Origin of the sequence: Streptococcus sp. HF-2466, assembly GCF_015594645.1 — a bacterium.
In the GTDB taxonomy this organism is placed as follows: Bacteria; Bacillota; Bacilli; order Lactobacillales; family Streptococcaceae; genus Streptococcus; species Streptococcus anginosus.
The window spans coordinates 178,076-197,478 of sequence record NZ_JADNQU010000001.1; the positions used below are offsets into that span (position 1 = coordinate 178,076).

Here is a 19,403-nt window from a genome sequence, read left to right on the forward strand (position 1 = left end):
CTATCTTATCACAAGAAAGAAAAGGTGTCAAGAAAAAATCTTGACATCTTTTGATATTACCATTCTACAACTTCAAAGACTGTAGCTGTCAGATCTTCAACAAAAGAATCGCTAACTTGACGACTATTTCCAGCTACAAGTTTCAAATTTCCAATATCTTCAATATTGTATCTATCACCACTTGCATTAAAAATTACGAGGTAATAATTATCATCTTTCACTTCAAAAATGACAATGCCACTTCCGGAATGCGCTGAATGTACAAAGGCATGCTGGTAAATGTCATCATAATGCTGGTAAGAAAATTCTTTTGTTGTCGTTTTTAAACGAATCATCTGTTTGATATAGTTGATACTTTCTTGATGATGAGCTAATAAATCCCAGTCTACTTGATTGACAACGTCGGGAGCGTTATAACTGTTCATAGCGCGCTTATGATCTGCCTGAATGGTATTTCCATTTGCTCCAGTTGCCACTAGTTTGCTACGTGAAAATTCCTGTCCCAACTCCATAAAACTCATGCCTTGCAAGAGGAGATTCATCGCAGTTGCTAATTCAATCCGCTTAGTACGAGTCAATTCATCATCATCTGGGTGCAGTTCAGCTAACAAATCGTGCAAATTGTAATTATCATGCGCTTCTACATAATTAACAACTTGTTTTGGCTCCAGATAGGTTCCTAGTTCACTACTTCCTAGAATTGCCTTGGCAACAATTGATTCTGTCGCTTGACCACTTACAAAGCCAGCTTTCAAACCACCATAAACCTCTGCGCCTTTGATAGCATCACGTTCAGTATCGTTGAAAAATCCGATATTAGGTAATTCAAAGGCATTATCTTTTTTAGCTTTGTCAAGCGGAAGCAATCCTGTCCCCATATCCCAACCTTCACCGTATGTGAGAATTCTCGGGTCAATTTCATCTAACGCTTCCCGAATTTGACGCATCGTTTCAATATCATGAATGCCCATTAAATCAAAACGAAAACCATCAATATTATACTCTTTTACCCAATAAAGGATAGAATCAATCATATATTTACGAAACATTTCATGCTCGCTGGCTGTCTCGCTCCCCACACCTGTTCCATTTTGGAAAGATCCGTCTGGATTCATTCGATAGTAATAATCAGGCACTGCTTGTTGAAACGGTGAATCATGAGTCGAATAAATATGGTTGTATACAACATCTATCACTACGGAAATGCCCGCATCATGATAGGCTTGAATCATCGTTTTTAAATCCCGCATTCCTTGAGATGGGTTTGCTGGATCTGTTGAAAAACTCGTTTCAGGAGCATTGTAATTTTGAGGGTCATAGCCCCAATTATACATTACATTTCCGTCTTGGTCATACTCTTTGTGTCGATCAGAGATGGGCTGCAATTGTACAACATTGATACCTAAAGATTGGATATAATCAAATCCCGTCGCCTGGCCAGATCGATTTTTGGTTCCTTTTTGACAAGCCCCTAAAAAGGTTCCTCGGTGTTTTTTAGACACGCCAGAACTGCTAGACTTCGTCAAATCTCGTACATGCATCTCATAAATAACAGCTTGACAAGGATTCTTTAGACGCCAAATTGCCTGTTGCCCTTGTTTCACTTGGAAATGTTTTGGATTTCGCTCCGCAGGCGATAAAATGACAGAACGCTTTCCATCTTCCGTTACGGCTTCCGCATACGGATCGCGTGTTACTGTTTTGTGATGTTCAAACTCTAGCTGGTACTGATAGGCTTTATTTGCCAAGTCATCTGAAATCACTCGAGACCAAATTCCGATTGTATTTTTAGCATGATCTTTGGAAAAATCTTCTCCTCTTTGTAAGTCGTAGACCTTCCAGATTTTCGCTTTGTTAGTGCTATTCTTGTAGACTACTAGCTGAACTTTTTTTGCAGTCGGTGCCCAGAGTTTGAATTCTGCTTGTTCACCATTATACCGACACCCTAACCAACCTTGATACCCCCAATGCTGATCAAAATGTTTGCTGTCTAATGCCATATCAAAAGCATGAGGATCTTGCTTTGCATAATACGGACTAGTCATAGCAGCCTGCCTAGAATAATAAACTTGACTGTCTCCTTCGATAATCCAAACCTCAGTCACTAAATGAGATGGTAACAACTGAATGGAATAGTCAACCGACTGGTGAGACCAATCGGTTGTTTTTACAATGACATGGACATTACTCAAAGCTTGTTCGCTTTTATAGGACAAGGTTCCTTGAATCCCGAAATCATCATACTGGGAAAAAGTACTCTCTTCTCCCCATTTATTCATTTGCCATTTCCACATATTATAGGCTGCATAATTTCCTAATTGATTATGGTAATGGATTAAGACACGATAGTCTAACATCACATTCTCCTGATTATTCTTTATTCTCCAATGACAAAGCACTATCGCTAATCTCATCAATATTTGCAAAAAATTCTAAATGGTTATGAAGAACTTCCAATTCAACAGGAGTATCTCCACCATATTCGCCATCCAGATTTAACATGAATGGGGCTTTTTTGTCTAAAACTTCTAACTTTAACTTACTTGTTTTTAAATATTCTACATTCACATCTGTCACATGTTGACCACCATTGATTGCTTGAATCATCAACGCCAACATATCAAACAACCGAGCAGTTTTCACCAAAATTAAGGTGAAATTACCGTCATCTAGTACTGTATCTGGCGCTAATTTTTCAAAACCGCCGATTGAATTTGTCAAGGCAACAAAAATCAAAGAGACCTTACCTTCAAACACACCGTGGTCATGTTCAATGTGTACCTTGCGTAATTTAGATTTTGGCAGCATTTCTGCTCCTTTTGCGACATAGGCAAGGTAGCCTAGACGTGACTTGACTTCACTTGGAACACTATAGGTCAATTCTGTCAAAGTTCCCGCTGCAGCAATGTTAATAAAATATTTTTTCCCATAAGCCTGACCAATATCCATTTTTATAGTTTGATTTTTTTCAATGATACGAGCTGCTGCCACCGGATCCCCCATTGGAATCTTGAGGGCGCGTGCATAATCATTGGTCGTACCAGTTGGAATAAACGCCAACTTTGGACGATTTTTCAACGGTGCTACCCCATTGACCACTTCATTGATTGTCCCATCGCCACCAGCTGCAACAATTAAATCAAATCCCGCTTTGGCTGCTCTCTCTGCTTCATTTTGAGCTGATAAAGGAGCTGGCGTCGTCTGATAAGCACTTGTTTCATAGCCTACATCTTCTAAAACGTCTAAAACTTCTGCGATATTTTTTTTAATAATTTCCTGACCAGAGGTCGGATTATAAATCAATCGTGCTCTTTTTCTAGCTGTTTCCATACAAACCTCTATAAACTCTCAAGCCAAGCTTCATCACGAATGTCAATTCCTAACTCTTGAGCTTTTGTTAATTTACTTCCTGCATCTGCTCCGACAACGACTAGACTTGTTTTCTTAGAGACCGAGCTCGTCACCTTTGCACCTAAACTTTCTAATTTCTTTTTTGCCTCTGAACGATTGAGACGTTCCAATTTTCCTGTTAAAACAACGGTCAATCCAGAAAGTGCTGCATCTGCTGCCACTTTTTCGCCAAGGTAGGTGAAATTTAACCCCGCTTCTTTTAATTCCGACAATAAAATATGAGTTCCTTCTTGTGCGAAATAGCTGGAAAGACTCTCAGCAATCACCATTCCTAAACTATCCAGCGCAGCAATCTCTTCTCTTTTTGCTTTTGCTAATTGCTCCAAATCATGAAAATGCTCCAACAAAATCTGACTGGCTTTACTTCCAACATGGCGAATGCCCAAGCCAAATAATAATTTCTCAGCAGAATTTTCCTTGGAAGCCTGAATAGCAGTATACAACTTATTAGCTGATTTTTCCTTAAAATTTTCCAATTGCAGCAAATCTTCGACAGTCAAGCGATAAATGCCAGCCACATCATTTACCAACTGCTGATCAAATAACTTTTCTACAACAGCAGGACCAAGACCTGTGATATTCATGGCATCGCGACTAGCAAAATGAATCAAGCCTTCTTTGATTTGTGCAGGACAACGTGGATTGATACAGCGCAAAGCAACCTCATCTTCAAAGTGAATTAACTCGCTGTTGCAACTTGGACAATTCTTTGGAATCTCCAATTTCTCTTTTGATTGGCGCTTGCTTTCAACCACTCGCAAAACAGCCGGAATAATGTCGCCCGCCTTATAAACGATAACTGTATCGTCTTTGCGAATATCTTTTTCAGCAATGTAATCTACATTGTGCAAAGTGGCTCGGCTGACCGTTGTCCCTGCTAATTGCACAGGCGTCAAGTTGGCGGTCGGCGTAACAACTCCAGTCCGCCCAACCGTCCAGTCAACTGATAAAAGCTGCGCTTCTTTTTCCTCGGCTGGAAATTTGTAAGCAATCGCCCATTTAGGTGCTTTTACGGTAAAACCAAGCTCTTCTTGTACCGCCAAATCATTTACCTTGATTACAACACCGTCAATATCATACGGTAACTGGTCGCGTTCTTGAGCGATTTGTCCAATAAACTGCCACACTTCATCCATCGAATGTGCCAAAATATGCCGCTCATTCACACTGAATCCATTTTTAGATAACTGATTTAAAACAGCTTCTTGGCTCGTCGCACTTGTCGGACTGGCTTCTTGATAGAGAAAGGTTGCAAGATTTCGCTTGGCAACAATCGCCGTATCCAACTGACGCAATGTTCCTGCCGCTGCATTTCTCGGATTAGCAAATTCTGGTTCTCCGTTTTCCTGGCGTAGCTGATTCACCGCGTCAAAAGAGCTGCGTGGCATGTAACATTCCCCACGAACAGTCATATCAACTTCGCTTGGCAACTTTAAAGGAATATCTTTCACTCTTTTCAGATTTTCTGTGATATTTTCCCCAACAGAACCGTCTCCGCGAGTCGCTCCTGCAACTAAAATCCCCTTTTCATACATGAGAGAAACAGAGAGGCCGTCAATTTTTAGTTCACATAGATAGCTAACATCTGGAAAATCTTTCCGAATCCGTGCATCAAATACATCTAACTCTTCACGTGAAAAAGCATCCTGCAAACTATAGAGCGGATACTGGTGTTGGTATTTTTCAAAACCTTCTAAAACCTTACCTCCCACACGATGAGTTGGGCTATCAGGCTGAACGAACTCTGGATACTGCTTTTCTAAATCTAATAATTCATGATACAACTTATCATATTCACTATCTGATACGCTTGGATTATCAGTCGTATAATATTCATGAGCATACTGATTGAGCAACTTCACCAGTTCTAACATTCTGTCTTTCATAGTTCTATTTTATCATAATTCATGCGTTTCTACAGCATTCTTACCTATATTCTTTACAAAAAATTAGACAAAAATGTAAAATAGCAGAAAAATAATCATCATCACATCAAATATGATAAATTTCCAAAATTTAATTGATTAAAATACATAAAAGAAGTAAAATATACTATAAATAAAAAAGCTAGGAGAATTGTTAGTATGAATATTACAATTGCAGGTGTCGGTGCCATGGGTAGCCGCTTTGCTCTGATGTTGCATCGAGCAGGGCATAAAGTGACTTTAGTAGATGGTTGGAAAGAACATGTCACAGCTATCCAAAAGGATGGCTTACAAGCTAACTTAAACGGCGAAGAAGTTGTTGCCAAGTTGCCCATCTATTTGCAAAGCGAAGTAGATCCAACCTTATCTAATGACTTAATTATTCTGTTTACAAAAGCCATGCAGCTAGAAGCGATGTTAGCAGATATTCAACCTTTGATACATGATAATACAGCTGTTCTCTGTCTATTAAATGGGATTGGTCACGAAGAAGTCATTGAAAAATATGTCCCAAGAAATCAAATTATGATTGGAAATACCATGTGGACTGCTGGTATGGAAGAACCTGGACGTGCAAAATTATTTGGAAACGGCTCAATCGCTTTGAAGAATTTAGTCGCAGATCCAAAAGCCGAACAAGCAGCTTATAAAGTCATTGAAACCTTGAATTCTGCCGGATTAAATGCGCAATACACAGAAAATATCTTATATGCCATTTATAAAAAAGCTTGTGTCAACGGAACGATGAATAGTTTGTGTACCCTTTTGCTTGCTAATATGGCAGACTTTGGAGACACTACTCCTGCACATAATATTGTTGTGAAAATTGTTAGCGAGTTTGCAGAAGTTGCAAAACACGAAAATGTAGACTTGAATGTCACAGAAACCGTGGACTACATTGAAAAGAATTGTTATAATCGCGATACAATTGGCTTGCATTATCCGTCAATGTATCAAGATTTGAACGAGCACAATCGTTTGACAGAAATTGATTATATCAACGGAGCTATTGCACGAAAGGGACAACAATATGGTGTAGACACGCCATACTGTGCCCTTATAACTGAACTCGTCCATTGTAAAGAACAATTATTAGGTGCAAAATAAACTTAGCTAGAAAATTCATTGTTTTTACAAAAATCATAAAACGATATGGTCTTATATTTTTTAATTTCTAGATAAACAAAAATATGCCGAAGAATTTTTGGGCATATTTTTTATTGAATCTAATATTAACGAAAATTATTTTCCTAAATCAATCCGCTTATTTAGCTTGTCCATTAAAATTCCACCAATGATGAGTGAAGCAAACTCTCCTACTGCTGTCGTAAACCAAGTCAAAAAGAACGGTGCTTTAGCGACAAGATACAATTCAGCTGCAATGGTAACCATAGAAAGTGAAAAGAAAATCGCAAAATAAAAGAAAGCTTTATTGATCAGTCCATTAAACAAGTATTCATGCATGTATTTTCTAAAGAAATACACACCTAAGCTCAAAAAGACCAAAGTTGAGCCACCACCGACAAAGACATCGATGATTCCAAAACTAAATAAATTTGCAATCATACACCCCAACGTGACTCCGATGATGTACTTTGGTTTATAAAAAGCCATAAAGTTCATCATTTCAGAAATCCGAAATTGGTAGGCACCGTAGCTAATAGCATTCAGAGGCGGTGTCATTGTTAGTGCGACATAAATCGCAGCAACAAGAGCAATCTGAGCCATATCACGAACAGTAATTTTTTCCATGTTTTCTCCTTTAGCGGCTAAACCGCGTGTAATATGCTTGACGAAAGGGAACTAAGCGCCAAGGGCTGTATTGACAAAACGAATACAGCTTTTCAAGTATAGCACATTTTTTGCAAATATGATAGACTAAATCTATGAAAAAATATGTTAAACACTTTTTTGACAACGAAATTTTATCTTATTTGTTTTTCGGTGTTGCTACAACTGTTGTCGCCGTCCTTACTCGTATGCTTTGTTACGCTTTGACGAGCAATGAATTACTTGCTACAGCTTTAGGAAATATCGCTGGTATTCTTTTTGCTTTTGCGACAAATGACACGATTGTTTTTAAGCAACAAAGAAAGGGCTGGGGCGCTCGTTTTGTCAAATTTGCTCTTGCGCGACTTTCCACTTTTCTGCTGGACATGGGGCTCACATTCATTTTTGTCACAACATTTCCTAACATTATTGGTCAATTTGTCCACAATGACATCAAAGCAGTTAATACCATTGAAACTTTATTTGCTCAAATCGTTATTATTGTGCTCAATTATGTTTTTAGTAAAGTCTTTGTATTTAAAAATAAATCAACTAATTAAAAAGACAAACCTACCTCAAATGGTGGTTTGCCCGCAATCTGAAAGAGCTTTAATGCTCTTTTTTCTTAAATGTCTACACTTGGATTGTCAATTGTTAGATGAGTGATTTCTCCTTTGACTCCAAAATAATCTTCAACTAAACTTTGCAATTCCTGCATAGCTGCTTGCGCGCGTTTAGCTTGGTCTTCATTGATTGCTTCAATGACTAATACTGCATCCGTTGTGTCTTCAGTCAGCATTGTCCGTTGCGCTTCCCTCCAGTTAAAACAACGACAAACAGCTCCTTCATCATCATAATAAATAATTTCCTCTGGAAGAGCTGGTGCGTCTGTCTCTGCACCAAGTGGAAAGAAGGGTTCGCCTCCTTGCGCTTTTCCAAGATGCAAGCCTCCTTGAATCTTAGCTATATCTTCACCACCACAAGGAACAGCATAGGAAAGTGACACACTGTTATAAATATCCACCAATGGATTGATTGGATTGAACTCACGACCTTGACTTACCCTTTTTAAAAGAGCTTCAATAGAAGAACGCGCACCTTTTTTAGTTTTAAACTTACTGAAAGCACCGCGCCATTCTTGAATCACGTCATTTTGCGTAAAGGTTTCATCTACGATAAAATCTTCTGCTCGCTTGCTTCCCTTGTCCAACAAAGATTTAAAATAAGGGTCTTTGCTTTCGTCAACGCTATTATCCAAGCCTTTAACAACCATAATGCTAATTTGTGCTTGAGGGAATAATTCCCAAAATTCATTTTCAACTGTGACTTTCATTTTACACATCTCCATAATTTCTTTTTTGTCCTTTTTTAACCAATTCCCAATCATCAGTAATATTCTGTCGCACCTTTGCTAACATGTCTTCTAACAATTGAGCATCTTCTTTTGAAAATCCTGTCAAAGCCTGCTGCTCAGAATAAGTGTGCTCTGCTAAGATAAACGGATAAAGTTTTTTTCCTGTGTCTGTCGCAAAAAGCTCTTTATTTTTTAAATTTCCAGCTGCACTTCTTCTTTCAATCAAACCTTTACTCTCTAATTTTTTGACGGAGCGAGCAACAGTTGAACGATCAACTTTCAGCAAATCAGAAAGCTCTTCTTGAATAATACCGGGACTTTCTACGATACGAACCAAATAAAGGTACTGCCCTTTGGCCAAATCAACATGGCGAAATTCAATATTCGCCATTGAATCCAACGCTCGAGCGATGATACCAATCTCTCGCAAAATCGTCATATTGCCTCCTTAAGCAATATTATACCACATTTTATTGCAAATGCAACAAAAAAACACCACAAAAAAAGAAGTTTTATTTGAACTTCTCTTTATTTTTTATAAGTCTCGTTGTCAGTTGTTTATGTCTCGTTTCAAATTCTTTTTCGTGACAACCTTGGTAACTTGCATTTAAGATTGCCCCAATAATCATAATTTGGGCAATGAGGGTAAACCAAATCATGACGACGACAACAAAAATGGAACTAAAAAATCGGACATCCATTAAGTGATTTACATAAGTGTCCAAATAAACGGAAAATAAATTTAACAATACTCCAATCGTAAAAACTACAAAAATCGTTCCCGGCAGAACATAGCGAATTTTCCTGATTTTTACATTGGGTAAAAAGTAATAAAGCATCAGTAAAGAAAGAAACAGCAAGGTGTAAATAGTCGGCTGGGTCATTCTTTGCAAACTGGCATATAGTTGATCATCAAACTCCCAAAAGCTATGAAGCAAGCGAAGCGACATTCTCCCAAACATTGTCAGTAAAAGAGACAAGGCAAAGAGGAATTGCAATCCCAAGCTAATGACTAAACTAAATAATCTATGTGATATCAGACCTCTATCTTTTGCAACACCATAAGCTTTATTAAATGCTTTTTGCAAAAATGACATTGATTGTGAAAATGCCCATAAAGCCGAAAGGATAGAAAAACTCAACAAGCCAGAAGAAGGCTGAGTTAGCAAATTTCGGGTAACCTTTGCAACGACTTCATACAGCGATTCAGGCAGAACATCTTCCATTGCTTCCAAAAATTCTGCTATCGGAATTTGAAAATAAGGCAATATATTCACAACAATCAATAGCAACGGAAAAATCGAAATCAGCAAATAATAAGCCACTGCAATGCTTGTCAAATCAATCTCGGATGCTTGATAAAATTTAAAAAAGGATTGTAAAAACGGATTCTGTCCAATCTTAGAAACAAACTTTTTCATCTCGTCTCCTACTAGAATACAGAGCAAAAAGCCCCTTTCCATTCTTATTTTTAATAAGTTCCTTCTTCTCCTTGGCTGGTTAAGATAACAGGACCATCTTTGGTAATCACAAATTGATGTTCGTATTGACAAGAAAGTCCACCGTCCAGCGTTTTGTGAGCCCAACCCGTTTCAAAATCTGTGTCAATCTCCCAAGTACCTGTTGAAATCATTGGCTCAATTGTCAAAACCATGCCTTCACGAAGACGCAATCCGCGTCCAGCGCGTCCGTAATGAGGCACCATTGGCTCTTCGTGCATGGTTGGTCCAACACCGTGTCCTACCAAGTCACGAACGACACCATAGCCATGACTTTCCGCATACTCTTGAATCGCTGCACCAATGTCACCAATTCGATTGCCAACTTGAGCAGCTTCAATTCCACGATAAAGGCATTCTTTTGTCACGTCCATCAGTTGGTGCACTTCTTCACTCACTTGACCAACTGCATAAGCCCAGCAAGAATCCGCAACACCTCCACGGAAATTTTCTGTATAGTGTTTCATCTGCTCTACATTGTTGAAATCGAGTTTAGAAACATCCAATTCTGCTTTATCAACCAAGCCAACAACCATATCTACTTTAATTAAGTCACCCTCAACCAATTTTTGATGACGTGGAAAAGCATGTGCCACTTCATCATTCAATGAGCAGCAAGTGGCATAAGGGTAGTCCATGATGCTCCCTTCTACGCCAATTTGAAGAGGAAGCGCATTATCTTCTTTGCAGCGTCTGCGGACATATTCTTCAATTTCCCACATGTCAATACCTGGCTTAATCAAATCCCTTAAACCTATATGAATACTGGCGAGAAATGCGCCGCTTTTTTCCATTAAATCAATTTCACGTTGTGATTTTAAAGTTATCATTCTTTCTCCTTAATATCTGAGGTATTAGTTTATCTTTACTGTAATGGTCGCTTTTGCAACCAATTGAAGTTTTAAATAAATATCGTAATCCAAAATAGCAGAGTGCCTTGTTTGTCGAACAATTCTTGGTCGAAGTGTCAAACTTTCATCAATCTGAACAGCTTGCAAGAAATAAATCATCATCTGCTCAATAATAATATTTTTCTTGCCAGATGTCATGAATTGATGCGTTGCTGTCGTTAAAATCTCTGTTAGAATCCCGTTAGACAAAACACCGTTACTTTCTAACATAAAAGGTTCCACAACAAAAGAAAATTCATTGTTGATATGACGAAGTTTTTGAGAGACTTGGTCACTAAAAGTCGGTAGGCTGGAGATTTGTTCCCGACTCATTTTTTCCATGACATCACGACGCGTAATGACTCCAAGAAGAGTTTGATTGCTCCGAATAACTGGTACCATTTCAAAATCTTCTGTAATCATACGCTGGCTAACATTGGCAATACTGGTGTTTAAAGTGACGGCATAGATATTTTTCGTCATGACTTTGTCCAAAATAGTGTGAGGAGACTTGTCACCAGTATCACGCATAGTCACCACGCCAACGACCATATTATGCTGATTAACAACAGGAAAACGACTGCTACGGTTTTTTCGAACCAAATCCATAAAATCACGAACGGTATCTGTATCTTTTAAGAAACCATACTCATGACTACCACGATAAACCTGTTCCACGGTTAAAATATCTGTTTTGATCTGCATGTTGGACAGAGCACGATTGATAATCGTTGCAACTGTAAAGGTATCATGTTGGGATCTTAGAACAGGAATGCTTAGGCGGTTCGCTAATTTTAAAACATCAGAACTCACTTCTAAGCCACCTGTCACTAAAACAGCATTTTCATGCTTCAAAGCCAATAACTGAATACGGGTGCGGTCTCCAATAATCAAGAGACCTCCTTCCGTTAAGTAACGTAAGAGATTCTTCTCGGTCATTGCCCCGATTGTGAATTTACTGAATTCCTTTTCAAGTCCGTCTTGACCAGCTAATACTTCTGATTTCGTAATTTCAGCAATTTCTTTAAATGTTAAGTGCTCCAGCTCTACTTTGGGAGATTTTACGCGAATCGTGCCGCTACGAGGACGTGTTTCTACCAATCCACGATTTTCAGCTTCTTTAATTGCACGATAAGCAGTCCCCTCGCTTACTCCTAAATAATTGGAAATACTGCGTACACTAACACGCTTTCCTACTGGTAATTCTTCCAAATAAGCGATAATTTCTTGATGTTTACTCATGAAAGTCTCCTTTTTCATAGCAAAACTCTAAATAATCCCGCATTTTACGTGTATAACGGTCGCTCCCCTTGAACTGCCGCCTACAAGAAAATCCTGTCTTCTCGGCAACTCTTTGGCTGGCTTTGTTTTCCAGATGAGTTATAATATAAAGTCGCTTCAAATCAAACTGTGTAAATGCCAAATAAACAATATTTTTGACGCACTCAGTCATCAGACCATGTCCCCAATAATCATGCCGAAGAAAATAACCAAGCTCTGCTTCGCCCTTGATTTCGTCTATCTTTTCAAATTTGATAGATCCGATCATTTTCTCAGAAGCTTTATCACAAATCGCCCAAATTCCAAGAGGATGTTTCATAAAATAATTAGCCAATACATGTTGGCTTTCTTGTAAATTAGCCTGCACAGGAAAAATGAAGCGTAGATTTTCAGGATTGGAGGCAATTTTATAAAAATCTTCACTATCCATAAAGGAAAATGGACGTAATACTAAATGTTCTGTTTCTATAAAGGCGAATTCCGCCAATTTTGTCCACAAATTCATATCTTACCTCTAAAGATAAGACCCAGTTGGTACGCCAACTGGGCTATTTCACCTCATCATGTCAACGTTGTTTCGAATCTATTCTTCGACAAGCTGAATGTCTGCTCCTAAACTCGTCAACTTTTCAATAATATTTGAATAACCACGCAAAATAAATTCTACATTTGTAATCTCAGTTTTCCCGTGAGCTAGCAATCCTGCAATTACAAGTGCTGCTCCTGCCCGCAAATCAGTTGCTTTGACCGCTGCACCTTGCAATTGATTAGGTCCTTCATAAGCAATATGATTGGCACTCGTTGAAATCTTACCTGCCATTTTCGCTAATTCAGCGACATGATTTACTCGTTTTTCATAAATCGTATCAATAATCAAGCCACGTCCTTTAGCTGTCAATAAAAGTGGCGTAATAGGCTGTTGCAAGTCTGTAGCAAAGCCTGGATAAGGAGCCGTCTTAATATTGATTGCTTTCAAGTCATGTTGCTTTTCGACATACACACTATCTTCAGAAACGGTCATGCGAACTCCCATTTCTTCTAATTTCGCAATAAAGCCTTCTAAGTGTTCATAAAGGACATTGTTGATTTGCACGCCTTCACCAATTGCAGCAGCCATTGAGATATAAGTTCCTGCTTCAATTCGATCTGGAATGACTTGATGACGAGTACCATGAAGTTTGTCAACACCTTCAATGACAATAATATCCGTACCCGCTCCTCGAATGTGTGCTCCCATATTATTCAAAAGTGTCGCTACATCAATGATTTCAGGCTCACGAGCTGCATTTTCAATAACGGTGCGCCCTTTTGCTTTTACTGCCGCAAGCATGGTGTTAATGGTCGCCCCAACACTTACCGTATCCATGTATATACTAGCTCCGTGGAGATGTTTACCACCTGTCGAAAGGTTCATGAAATTCCCCTCGTAAGACATAGTAGCCCCCATGGCTTCAAATGCTTTCAAATGCAAGTCAATAGGTCGCGGACCCAAATCACAGCCACCAGGTAAACCAACTGTTGCTTCGCCATAGCGGCCCAGCAAGCTACCATAAAAGTAATAAGAAGCACGCAAGCTATTGATTTTACCATAAGGCATTGGCACATTTTTTATACCACGAGGATCAATTCTTAGCGTATCATCTTGGCGCTCAACAGTAGCTCCCATAGCTTCCATAATGTCAATCAAACTCACAACATCGGAAATATCTGGCACACAGTCCAATGTCACGATTTCATCAGATAAAATTGTCGCCGGAATTAAAGCGACTACGCTATTTTTAGCACCACTAATAGTCACCTCTCCTTTTAAGGGGCGACCACCATTAATTACAATTTTTTTCATTTTCAGCTCTTTCAAAGAATTTCTAATCAAATATACTGCACTTTATTATAACACAGTTTCTGGGAAAATCCTATCCTTTTAAAGAAATCTCTTTTGACTTGTCATTCTTGTTATATAACGATTACAGAGCCATTTTATTTTTGTAACATTAAAAAAGGAGTGAGATCGAACTAAAATTTGAAAATTTTTAGTTCGTAATCTCATCCCCGAAAGGTTGCTCAACAATTTCCTAGACTGTTGAGAGGTAAAAGTTTTTTATCAAAAGTACTCTTTTCTGAGCTTGAAAAACGAATAGTCTTGAGACTTGCTTAGCACAAGCTCTGTTCGCTATATCCAAGTCCTGCTTTGAGTAATCAGCCAACTGCGCTACTGGTTTATTTTGAAACTAAAGATTTTTAGTCTAAGCGACCTACTTGTTATTTCACAGCTGCTTTCAAAGCATCTACTTTATCAAGTTTTTCCCACGGCAGGTCAATATCCGTACGTCCCATGTGCCCATAGGCAGCAGTCTGACGGTAAATTGGTCGTTTCAAATCAAGCATTTGAATAATACCCGCTGGGCGAAGATCAAAAATTTGTCGAACTGCTTCTTGAAGCTTGCTTTCTGAAACTGCACCTGTACCAAAAGTATCAATGCGGACTGATACTGGATGTGCAACTCCGATAGCATAGGCTAGCTGAACTTCTACTTTCTTAGCTAATCCTGCTGCAACAATATTTTTAGCAATATAACGCGCTGCATAAGAAGCAGAACGATCGACTTTTGTGGCATCTTTTCCTGAGAAAGCCCCACCTCCATGGCGTGCATAACCGCCGTATGTATCAACGATAATCTTACGTCCAGTTAAACCAGAATCTCCTTGAGGTCCGCCAATAACAAAGCGGCCGGTTGGATTGATGAAAAACTTACTTTTTTCATCCAAATACTCTGCTGGAACTACTTCTTTAATGACCTTTTCAATCACATCTTGATGAATCTGCTCATTGCTTACTTCTGGGTCATGTTGTGTAGAAATAACGACAGCATCCACGCGCACTGGTTGGTCATTTTCATCGTATTCAACCGTTACTTGAGATTTTGCATCCGGACGAAGATAGGAAATTTCTCCAGACTTGCGAAGCTCTGCTAAACGACGGACTAATTTGTGACTGAGAGAAATAGGCAACGGCATTAGTTCAGATGTTTCATCTACAGCAAAACCAAACATCAGCCCCTGATCACCGGCACCAATCAAATCAAGCGGATCTTGTTCAGCATTTCCACGAATTTCAAGGGCTTCATTCACCCCTTGAGCGATATCTGGTGATTGCTCAACAAGCGACGGATGCACCCCCACTGTTTCTGCTGAAAAACCATATTCAGCTTTTGTATAACCAATCTCTGCAATTGTATCGCGAACTATGCGGTTAATATCCACATAAGCATTGGTAGAGATTTCCCCAAAAACATGGACAGAGCCTGTATAGACAGCTGTCTCAGCAGCCACATGAGCTTCTGGATCCCGCTCCAAGATAGCATCTAAAATAGCATCTGAAATTTGGTCTGCAATCTTATCTGGATGTCCTTCAGATACAGATTCAGACGTGAAGAGTTTACGTTCTGACATATTCATGTCCCCCTTTTAATGAAATATTCCCTCCTAAAAATTCTATTATTGCTAGGAAGTTACTTGAAAATCTGTAAACAGACTTACGTTAAAAAGTTACAAAGCACTAGTCTCTATGGTTAATATTTAACCTTTGACTACCTTTTCGGGACTCTTTTAACTTCTCTATTGTATCATTTTTTATCCTAATAAACAGAAAATTTTCTAAAAATTATAAGAAATTTAAAATACAATAAGGTTGAAAAACACTTCCAACCTTATGCTTGTTATGATGATTTGCCTCCATAGACAATTTGTCCATCACAAATCGTATAGTGAACAACACCTTTTAATTTTTCACCGATAAATGGTGAATTAGTTGCTTTTGAGGCAAAATCTTCTGTTATCATGCGTTCAGCATCTGTATCGAAAATGGTGAGATCTGCTGGCCCATTCTCAGCAAGGTAACCCGCTTCAAAATCATAGAGTTGCGCTGGGTTAATCGTCATTTTTTCCAGCAACTGCATGAGTGTCAAATGACCTGCTTCCACCAAATACGTCAAGCCAAGCGAAAGTGATGTCTCTAGACCTGTCATGCCAGACGGTGCTTTGGTGATGTCTTTTACATTCTTTTCATCAGAGTGATGAGGTGCATGGTCTGTCGCAATGACTGAAATAACTCCAGACTTAAGTCCTTCAATGACAGCTAAACGATCTGATTCCAAACGAAGTGGCGGGTTCATTTTAGCATTGCTACCTTTTAACAACAATAGCTTTTCTGTCTTAGAAAAATGCTGGGGCGCTGCTTCTGCTGTTACGTGAGTGCCCAATCGCTGAGCGAATTCCACGACTTTCACACTTTCTGCTTTTGATAAATGCTGGATATGAATATGAGTATTGGTTGCATGAGCAATCATCACGTCACGCGCAATCATACTATATTCAGCGACCCCAGTCGCACCACAAAATCCAAAATGTTCTTTGGCAATCTGCTCATTAAACCCAAGGATACCATTGAGTTCTGGGTCTTCTTCGTGAAGGCAGATAAATGTACCATTTTGGTCAGCTTCTTCCAAAGCTTCGCGTACTATTTTTGTACTTTTTAATGGAATTCCGTCATCTGAAAAACCAATAGCTCCCGCTTCCAAAAGCGCTTTGAAATCTGTCAAATGCTGTCCATCAAAATTCTTTGTAATGGTTGCAACAGACTTAATATGAATGTTTTCACGATCGGCAGATTCTAATACTTCTTTCAACGTCTCTACTGTTGAAATCGTTGGAGTGGTATTTGCCATCATGACAACCGTTGTAAATCCACCCGCTGCCGCAGCTAAAGCACCCGTATGAATGTCTTCTTTATGCGTCTGACCAGGTTCACGAAAATGAACATGAATATCAATCAGCCCTGGCGCCACCACCAATCCAGTCGCATCAATCACCTGAGCGTTTTCTGCCTTCAAATCCTGACCAATTTTAAGAATTTTTTTATCCTTAACCAAAACATCGCGAATCTGATCTAAACCAGACTTAGGGTCCATGACACGACCATTTTTAATTAACAACATGTACTTTTCTCCTTATTCTCCATAAAAATCAACATGACTCTCCACCAACTTCTCTCCTTTGTAAGAAAATTTAGCCGAGAAGAATGGTTTATCTTCTAAAATCCAAGATAGAAACGTATGATCTCCCTTCCAAGTTGGTTTGGACAAAACTTGTTCATAAGGCACCCATTCCAAAGTCCCCTCATCGCAGTCAATCAAGTCTCCCTCAAACTCCGTCACTTTAAATACATAGGTATACCAATCATGGTTAGGTGTAAAATCTGGAAACGTGATAATACCTTTTAATACTGGCTTATTGACCCGCAAACCTGTTTCTTCAAAGATTTCTCTTACAGCGCACTCCTGCGGCGTTTCACCTTTCTCTAATTTACCCCCAACACCAATCCACTTACCAGCATGAACATCATTAGGCTTTTTATTTCGATGTAGCAATAAAAATTCTTTGCCGTTGTCAATATAGCAAATCGTTGCTAACTTAACCATTTTTCTCCTTTCGAAAATACCACTATATAAAACTACTTATAATAACCAATTTATCGGCTCTATCCCTTGAGATGTTAGAAAGACATTTGTTTTAGAAAAAGGTTTGCTGCCAAAAAATCCACGATGAGCTGAGAGAGGGCTTGGATGAGGAGATTCTAAAATGAGATGTTTAGGATTGGTAATCAAGACTTTTTTCTTGCGTGCATAAGAGCCCCAGAGTATAAAGACAACAGGTGTATCTTTTTCATTGACAACCTTAATCACAGCATCCGTAAACGGTTCCCAGATTTGACCGGCATGCCCATTTGCTTGCCCAGCAGGAACAGTCAAACTGGCATTCAGCAGCAAGACTCCTTGCTGTGCCCATGGTGTCAAATCATGAGATTCTTTGATGCCAATGTCATCTGCTAACTCTTTCAAAATATTTTGAAGAGAAGGCGGCGCTGGAATATCATCTGGTACTGAAAAGCTCAGCCCCTGCGCTTGACGCGGACCATGATAAGGGTCTTGTCCCAAAATCACTACTTTTACATCTGCTAAATCCGTCGTTTGTATCGCATTAAATACTTTTTCACGCGGCGGATAGATTGTGCCTGATGAATAAACCTGATTTAAAAAATAATTAATTTTACCAAAATAACCATCAGGTAATTGTTGCTTAATCAAACTATGCCAAGCTGAGTGTTCCATTGTTTCTCCTGTTCTATATCGTTATTTTTCTTCCTCTGGATAAGTCACGCCCCACTCTTTTCGCAAATCCGTCATGATTTTCATGACATCACGACTATAATCCAAATACATCTCATTTTTGTCACCAGCTACTGCTTCTTCCATATCAAGAATTTCATACATTAAAGCATCACTCGTCTTTCCAGCTTCAATGATTTCTTGATGCCCGTCCTCCGTATAGGTAATAACCGCCTTTTGTCCTCGAGGATATTCATATATTTCAATATAGCCTTTATCATAAGCAATTGTTCCTCGCTTAGGCTGTTTAGCGTGGAGACTCAAGGTCAAAGTTGCCATTTCTCCTTCAGCATTCGTCAGAAGAACCCCCGCCTGCTCATCAACGCCCGTTGGTGCAAATTTCACTTGTGAAAGAATTTGATTGGGTCGAGATGTCATAAACCACCGAACAAATGACAAGGCATACACGCCAATATCTAATAGTGCACCACCTGCAAGCTGACGATTAAAGAAACGATTGGTCATATCATATTCTTTGTAACTGCCAAAGTTCATTTGAAGCATTTTTAAATCACCCAATTGACCACTGGAAATGATGTTGTTCAATTTTCGATAGATTGGCATGTGGTAAATCGTCATCGCTTCTGCCAAAACGACATGTTCTTGTTCGGCTAATAAAACTGCTTCTTCCAATTCTTCTGAATTGAGCGTAATGGACTTCTCGCATAAAACATGTTTTCCGTTTTTTAATGCTTTTCGCAAAAAATCAATATGCGTATTGTGTGGCGTGGAAATGTAAATAATATCCACATTTTCGTCACTAAATACGTCATCTATCTGGTCGTAGACTTTTTCAATACCGTATTTTTGTGCAAAATCCATACCTTTTGCATATGTTCGATTGGCAACAGAATAGAGTTTTCCACCCAATTTCTCCAAGGCCTGTGCCAATTCATTAGCAATCACACCTGTACCTAAAGTTGCCCAATTATAGCGTACCTTATTTCCCATGGTCATTCTCCTAGCTACATAATTATCTTTATCATACCAAATTTTCCTTCATTTAGCTGAGTTTTTGTGTAGAGACATCCCTTTTGACAAAATCCTAT

Annotated in this window: 18 protein-coding genes and 1 riboswitch; of the genes, 2 read left to right on the top strand and 16 right to left on the bottom strand. The window is 39.0% G+C overall.

The annotated features are described in order from the left end of the window. Window positions 1–56 precede the first annotated feature (56 nt). Genes pulA through ligA form a run of 3 tightly spaced genes read right to left on the bottom strand, consistent with a single transcriptional unit; the run spans window position 57 to window position 5,297 of the window. The gene (gene pulA, locus IYQ91_RS00920) at window positions 57–2,357 is read right to left on the bottom strand and encodes a type I pullulanase (protein WP_195672796.1); all 2,301 of its coding nucleotides are present in this window, start codon (window positions 2,355–2,357) and stop codon (window positions 57–59) included. 13 nt (window positions 2,358–2,370) lie between these two features. Continuing rightward, window positions 2,371–3,330 carry a diacylglycerol kinase family lipid kinase gene (locus IYQ91_RS00925; protein ID WP_024051581.1) on the bottom strand — a complete coding sequence of 320 codons (960 nt, stop codon included), beginning with the start codon at window positions 3,328–3,330 and terminating at the stop codon, window positions 2,371–2,373. An 8-nt stretch (window positions 3,331–3,338) separates the two neighbouring features. Next, complete coding sequence (gene ligA, locus IYQ91_RS00930) at window positions 3,339–5,297, bottom strand: NAD-dependent DNA ligase LigA (RefSeq protein WP_195672797.1); 1,959 nt, start codon at window positions 5,295–5,297, stop codon at window positions 3,339–3,341. Window positions 5,298–5,495: 198 nt separating this feature from the next. On the opposite strand from ligA, the gene IYQ91_RS00935 reads away from it, so the two are divergent. After that, window positions 5,496–6,443, top strand: coding sequence for a 2-dehydropantoate 2-reductase (locus IYQ91_RS00935; protein WP_021001645.1), 948 nt, complete (start codon window positions 5,496–5,498; stop codon window positions 6,441–6,443). 135 nt (window positions 6,444–6,578) lie between these two features. On the opposite strand, the gene IYQ91_RS00940 is transcribed toward IYQ91_RS00935, so the two are convergent. Next, entirely contained in the window at window positions 6,579–7,088 is a 510-nt protein-coding gene (locus IYQ91_RS00940) for a QueT transporter family protein (RefSeq protein WP_022526908.1), read from the bottom strand. Further along, a riboswitch (PreQ1 riboswitch) is annotated at window positions 7,086–7,194 on the bottom strand. It overlaps the preceding gene by 3 nt. A 28-nt stretch (window positions 7,195–7,222) precedes the next feature. On the opposite strand from IYQ91_RS00940, the gene IYQ91_RS00945 reads away from it, so the two are divergent. Continuing rightward, window positions 7,223–7,666: a GtrA family protein gene (locus IYQ91_RS00945; RefSeq protein WP_022526909.1), complete on the top strand. Its 444-nt coding sequence runs from the start codon at window positions 7,223–7,225 to the stop codon at window positions 7,664–7,666. A 65-nt stretch (window positions 7,667–7,731) separates the two neighbouring features. Here the strand turns inward: IYQ91_RS00945 and IYQ91_RS00950 are convergent, their stop codons facing one another. The 12 genes from IYQ91_RS00950 to IYQ91_RS01005 all read right to left on the bottom strand — a co-directional run bounded on the left by IYQ91_RS00950 (window position 7,732) and on the right by IYQ91_RS01005 (window position 19,305). Further along, window positions 7,732–8,439: a B3/4 domain-containing protein gene (locus IYQ91_RS00950; RefSeq protein WP_126466838.1), complete on the bottom strand. Its 708-nt coding sequence runs from the start codon at window positions 8,437–8,439 to the stop codon at window positions 7,732–7,734. A gap of 1 nt (window position 8,440) precedes the next feature. Next, window positions 8,441–8,899, bottom strand: a complete 459-nt coding sequence (locus tag IYQ91_RS00955; RefSeq protein ID WP_106100445.1) for a MarR family winged helix-turn-helix transcriptional regulator — start codon at window positions 8,897–8,899, stop codon at window positions 8,441–8,443. A 73-nt stretch (window positions 8,900–8,972) separates the two neighbouring features. Continuing rightward, a complete protein-coding gene (locus IYQ91_RS00960) occupies window positions 8,973–9,881 on the bottom strand; it encodes a YihY/virulence factor BrkB family protein (RefSeq protein WP_003024700.1) in 909 nt (302 codons plus the stop codon). Window positions 9,882–9,931: 50 nt separating this feature from the next. After that, a complete protein-coding gene (locus IYQ91_RS00965) occupies window positions 9,932–10,789 on the bottom strand; it encodes a methionyl aminopeptidase (protein ID WP_003024703.1) in 858 nt (285 codons plus the stop codon). Between the two features lie 24 nt (window positions 10,790–10,813). Continuing rightward, on the bottom strand, window positions 10,814–12,091 hold the full coding sequence (gene spxR, locus IYQ91_RS00970) for a CBS-HotDog domain-containing transcription factor SpxR (protein WP_162614537.1): 1,278 nt from the start codon (window positions 12,089–12,091) through the stop codon (window positions 10,814–10,816). Continuing rightward, window positions 12,084–12,635, bottom strand: coding sequence for a GNAT family N-acetyltransferase (locus IYQ91_RS00975; protein ID WP_049533965.1), 552 nt, complete (start codon window positions 12,633–12,635; stop codon window positions 12,084–12,086). Before IYQ91_RS00975 ends, spxR begins: the two co-directional genes overlap by 8 nt. Window positions 12,636–12,713: 78 nt before the next feature. Beyond that, complete coding sequence (locus tag IYQ91_RS00980) at window positions 12,714–13,973, bottom strand: UDP-N-acetylglucosamine 1-carboxyvinyltransferase (RefSeq protein WP_117644510.1); 1,260 nt, start codon at window positions 13,971–13,973, stop codon at window positions 12,714–12,716. A 416-nt stretch (window positions 13,974–14,389) separates the two neighbouring features. Then, window positions 14,390–15,580, bottom strand: a complete 1,191-nt coding sequence (gene metK, locus IYQ91_RS00985) for a methionine adenosyltransferase (protein ID WP_195672798.1) — start codon at window positions 15,578–15,580, stop codon at window positions 14,390–14,392. A gap of 266 nt (window positions 15,581–15,846) precedes the next feature. Beyond that, window positions 15,847–17,124, bottom strand: coding sequence for a dihydroorotase (locus tag IYQ91_RS00990; RefSeq protein WP_195672799.1), 1,278 nt, complete (start codon window positions 17,122–17,124; stop codon window positions 15,847–15,849). 12 nt (window positions 17,125–17,136) lie between these two features. Continuing rightward, a complete protein-coding gene (locus tag IYQ91_RS00995) occupies window positions 17,137–17,607 on the bottom strand; it encodes an NUDIX hydrolase (protein ID WP_195672800.1) in 471 nt (156 codons plus the stop codon). Between the two features lie 36 nt (window positions 17,608–17,643). Then, window positions 17,644–18,297, bottom strand: a complete 654-nt coding sequence (locus tag IYQ91_RS01000; protein WP_174720595.1) for a uracil-DNA glycosylase — start codon at window positions 18,295–18,297, stop codon at window positions 17,644–17,646. A 21-nt stretch (window positions 18,298–18,318) separates the two neighbouring features. Continuing rightward, window positions 18,319–19,305 carry a Gfo/Idh/MocA family protein gene (locus IYQ91_RS01005; RefSeq protein WP_195672801.1) on the bottom strand — a complete coding sequence of 329 codons (987 nt, stop codon included), beginning with the start codon at window positions 19,303–19,305 and terminating at the stop codon, window positions 18,319–18,321. Window positions 19,306–19,403: the final 98 nt, after the last annotated feature.

Coding starts and splice junctions, on each gene's coding strand:
- pulA (WP_195672796.1), bottom strand. CDS start 2,357: ATGTTAGACTATCGTGTCTTAATCCATTACCATAATCAATTAGGAAAT.
- IYQ91_RS00925 (WP_024051581.1), bottom strand. CDS start 3,330: ATGGAAACAGCTAGAAAAAGAGCACGATTGATTTATAATCCGACCTCT.
- ligA (WP_195672797.1), bottom strand. CDS start 5,297: ATGAAAGACAGAATGTTAGAACTGGTGAAGTTGCTCAATCAGTATGCT.
- IYQ91_RS00935 (WP_021001645.1), top strand. CDS start 5,496: ATGAATATTACAATTGCAGGTGTCGGTGCCATGGGTAGCCGCTTTGCT.
- IYQ91_RS00940 (WP_022526908.1), bottom strand. CDS start 7,088: ATGGAAAAAATTACTGTTCGTGATATGGCTCAGATTGCTCTTGTTGCT.
- IYQ91_RS00945 (WP_022526909.1), top strand. CDS start 7,223: ATGAAAAAATATGTTAAACACTTTTTTGACAACGAAATTTTATCTTAT.
- IYQ91_RS00950 (WP_126466838.1), bottom strand. CDS start 8,439: ATGAAAGTCACAGTTGAAAATGAATTTTGGGAATTATTCCCTCAAGCA.
- IYQ91_RS00955 (WP_106100445.1), bottom strand. CDS start 8,899: ATGACGATTTTGCGAGAGATTGGTATCATCGCTCGAGCGTTGGATTCA.
- IYQ91_RS00960 (WP_003024700.1), bottom strand. CDS start 9,881: ATGAAAAAGTTTGTTTCTAAGATTGGACAGAATCCGTTTTTACAATCC.
- IYQ91_RS00965 (WP_003024703.1), bottom strand. CDS start 10,789: ATGATAACTTTAAAATCACAACGTGAAATTGATTTAATGGAAAAAAGC.
- spxR (WP_162614537.1), bottom strand. CDS start 12,091: ATGAGTAAACATCAAGAAATTATCGCTTATTTGGAAGAATTACCAGTA.
- IYQ91_RS00975 (WP_049533965.1), bottom strand. CDS start 12,635: ATGAATTTGTGGACAAAATTGGCGGAATTCGCCTTTATAGAAACAGAA.
- IYQ91_RS00980 (WP_117644510.1), bottom strand. CDS start 13,973: ATGAAAAAAATTGTAATTAATGGTGGTCGCCCCTTAAAAGGAGAGGTG.
- metK (WP_195672798.1), bottom strand. CDS start 15,580: ATGTCAGAACGTAAACTCTTCACGTCTGAATCTGTATCTGAAGGACAT.
- IYQ91_RS00990 (WP_195672799.1), bottom strand. CDS start 17,124: ATGTTGTTAATTAAAAATGGTCGTGTCATGGACCCTAAGTCTGGTTTA.
- IYQ91_RS00995 (WP_195672800.1), bottom strand. CDS start 17,607: ATGGTTAAGTTAGCAACGATTTGCTATATTGACAACGGCAAAGAATTT.
- IYQ91_RS01000 (WP_174720595.1), bottom strand. CDS start 18,297: ATGGAACACTCAGCTTGGCATAGTTTGATTAAGCAACAATTACCTGAT.
- IYQ91_RS01005 (WP_195672801.1), bottom strand. CDS start 19,305: ATGGGAAATAAGGTACGCTATAATTGGGCAACTTTAGGTACAGGTGTG.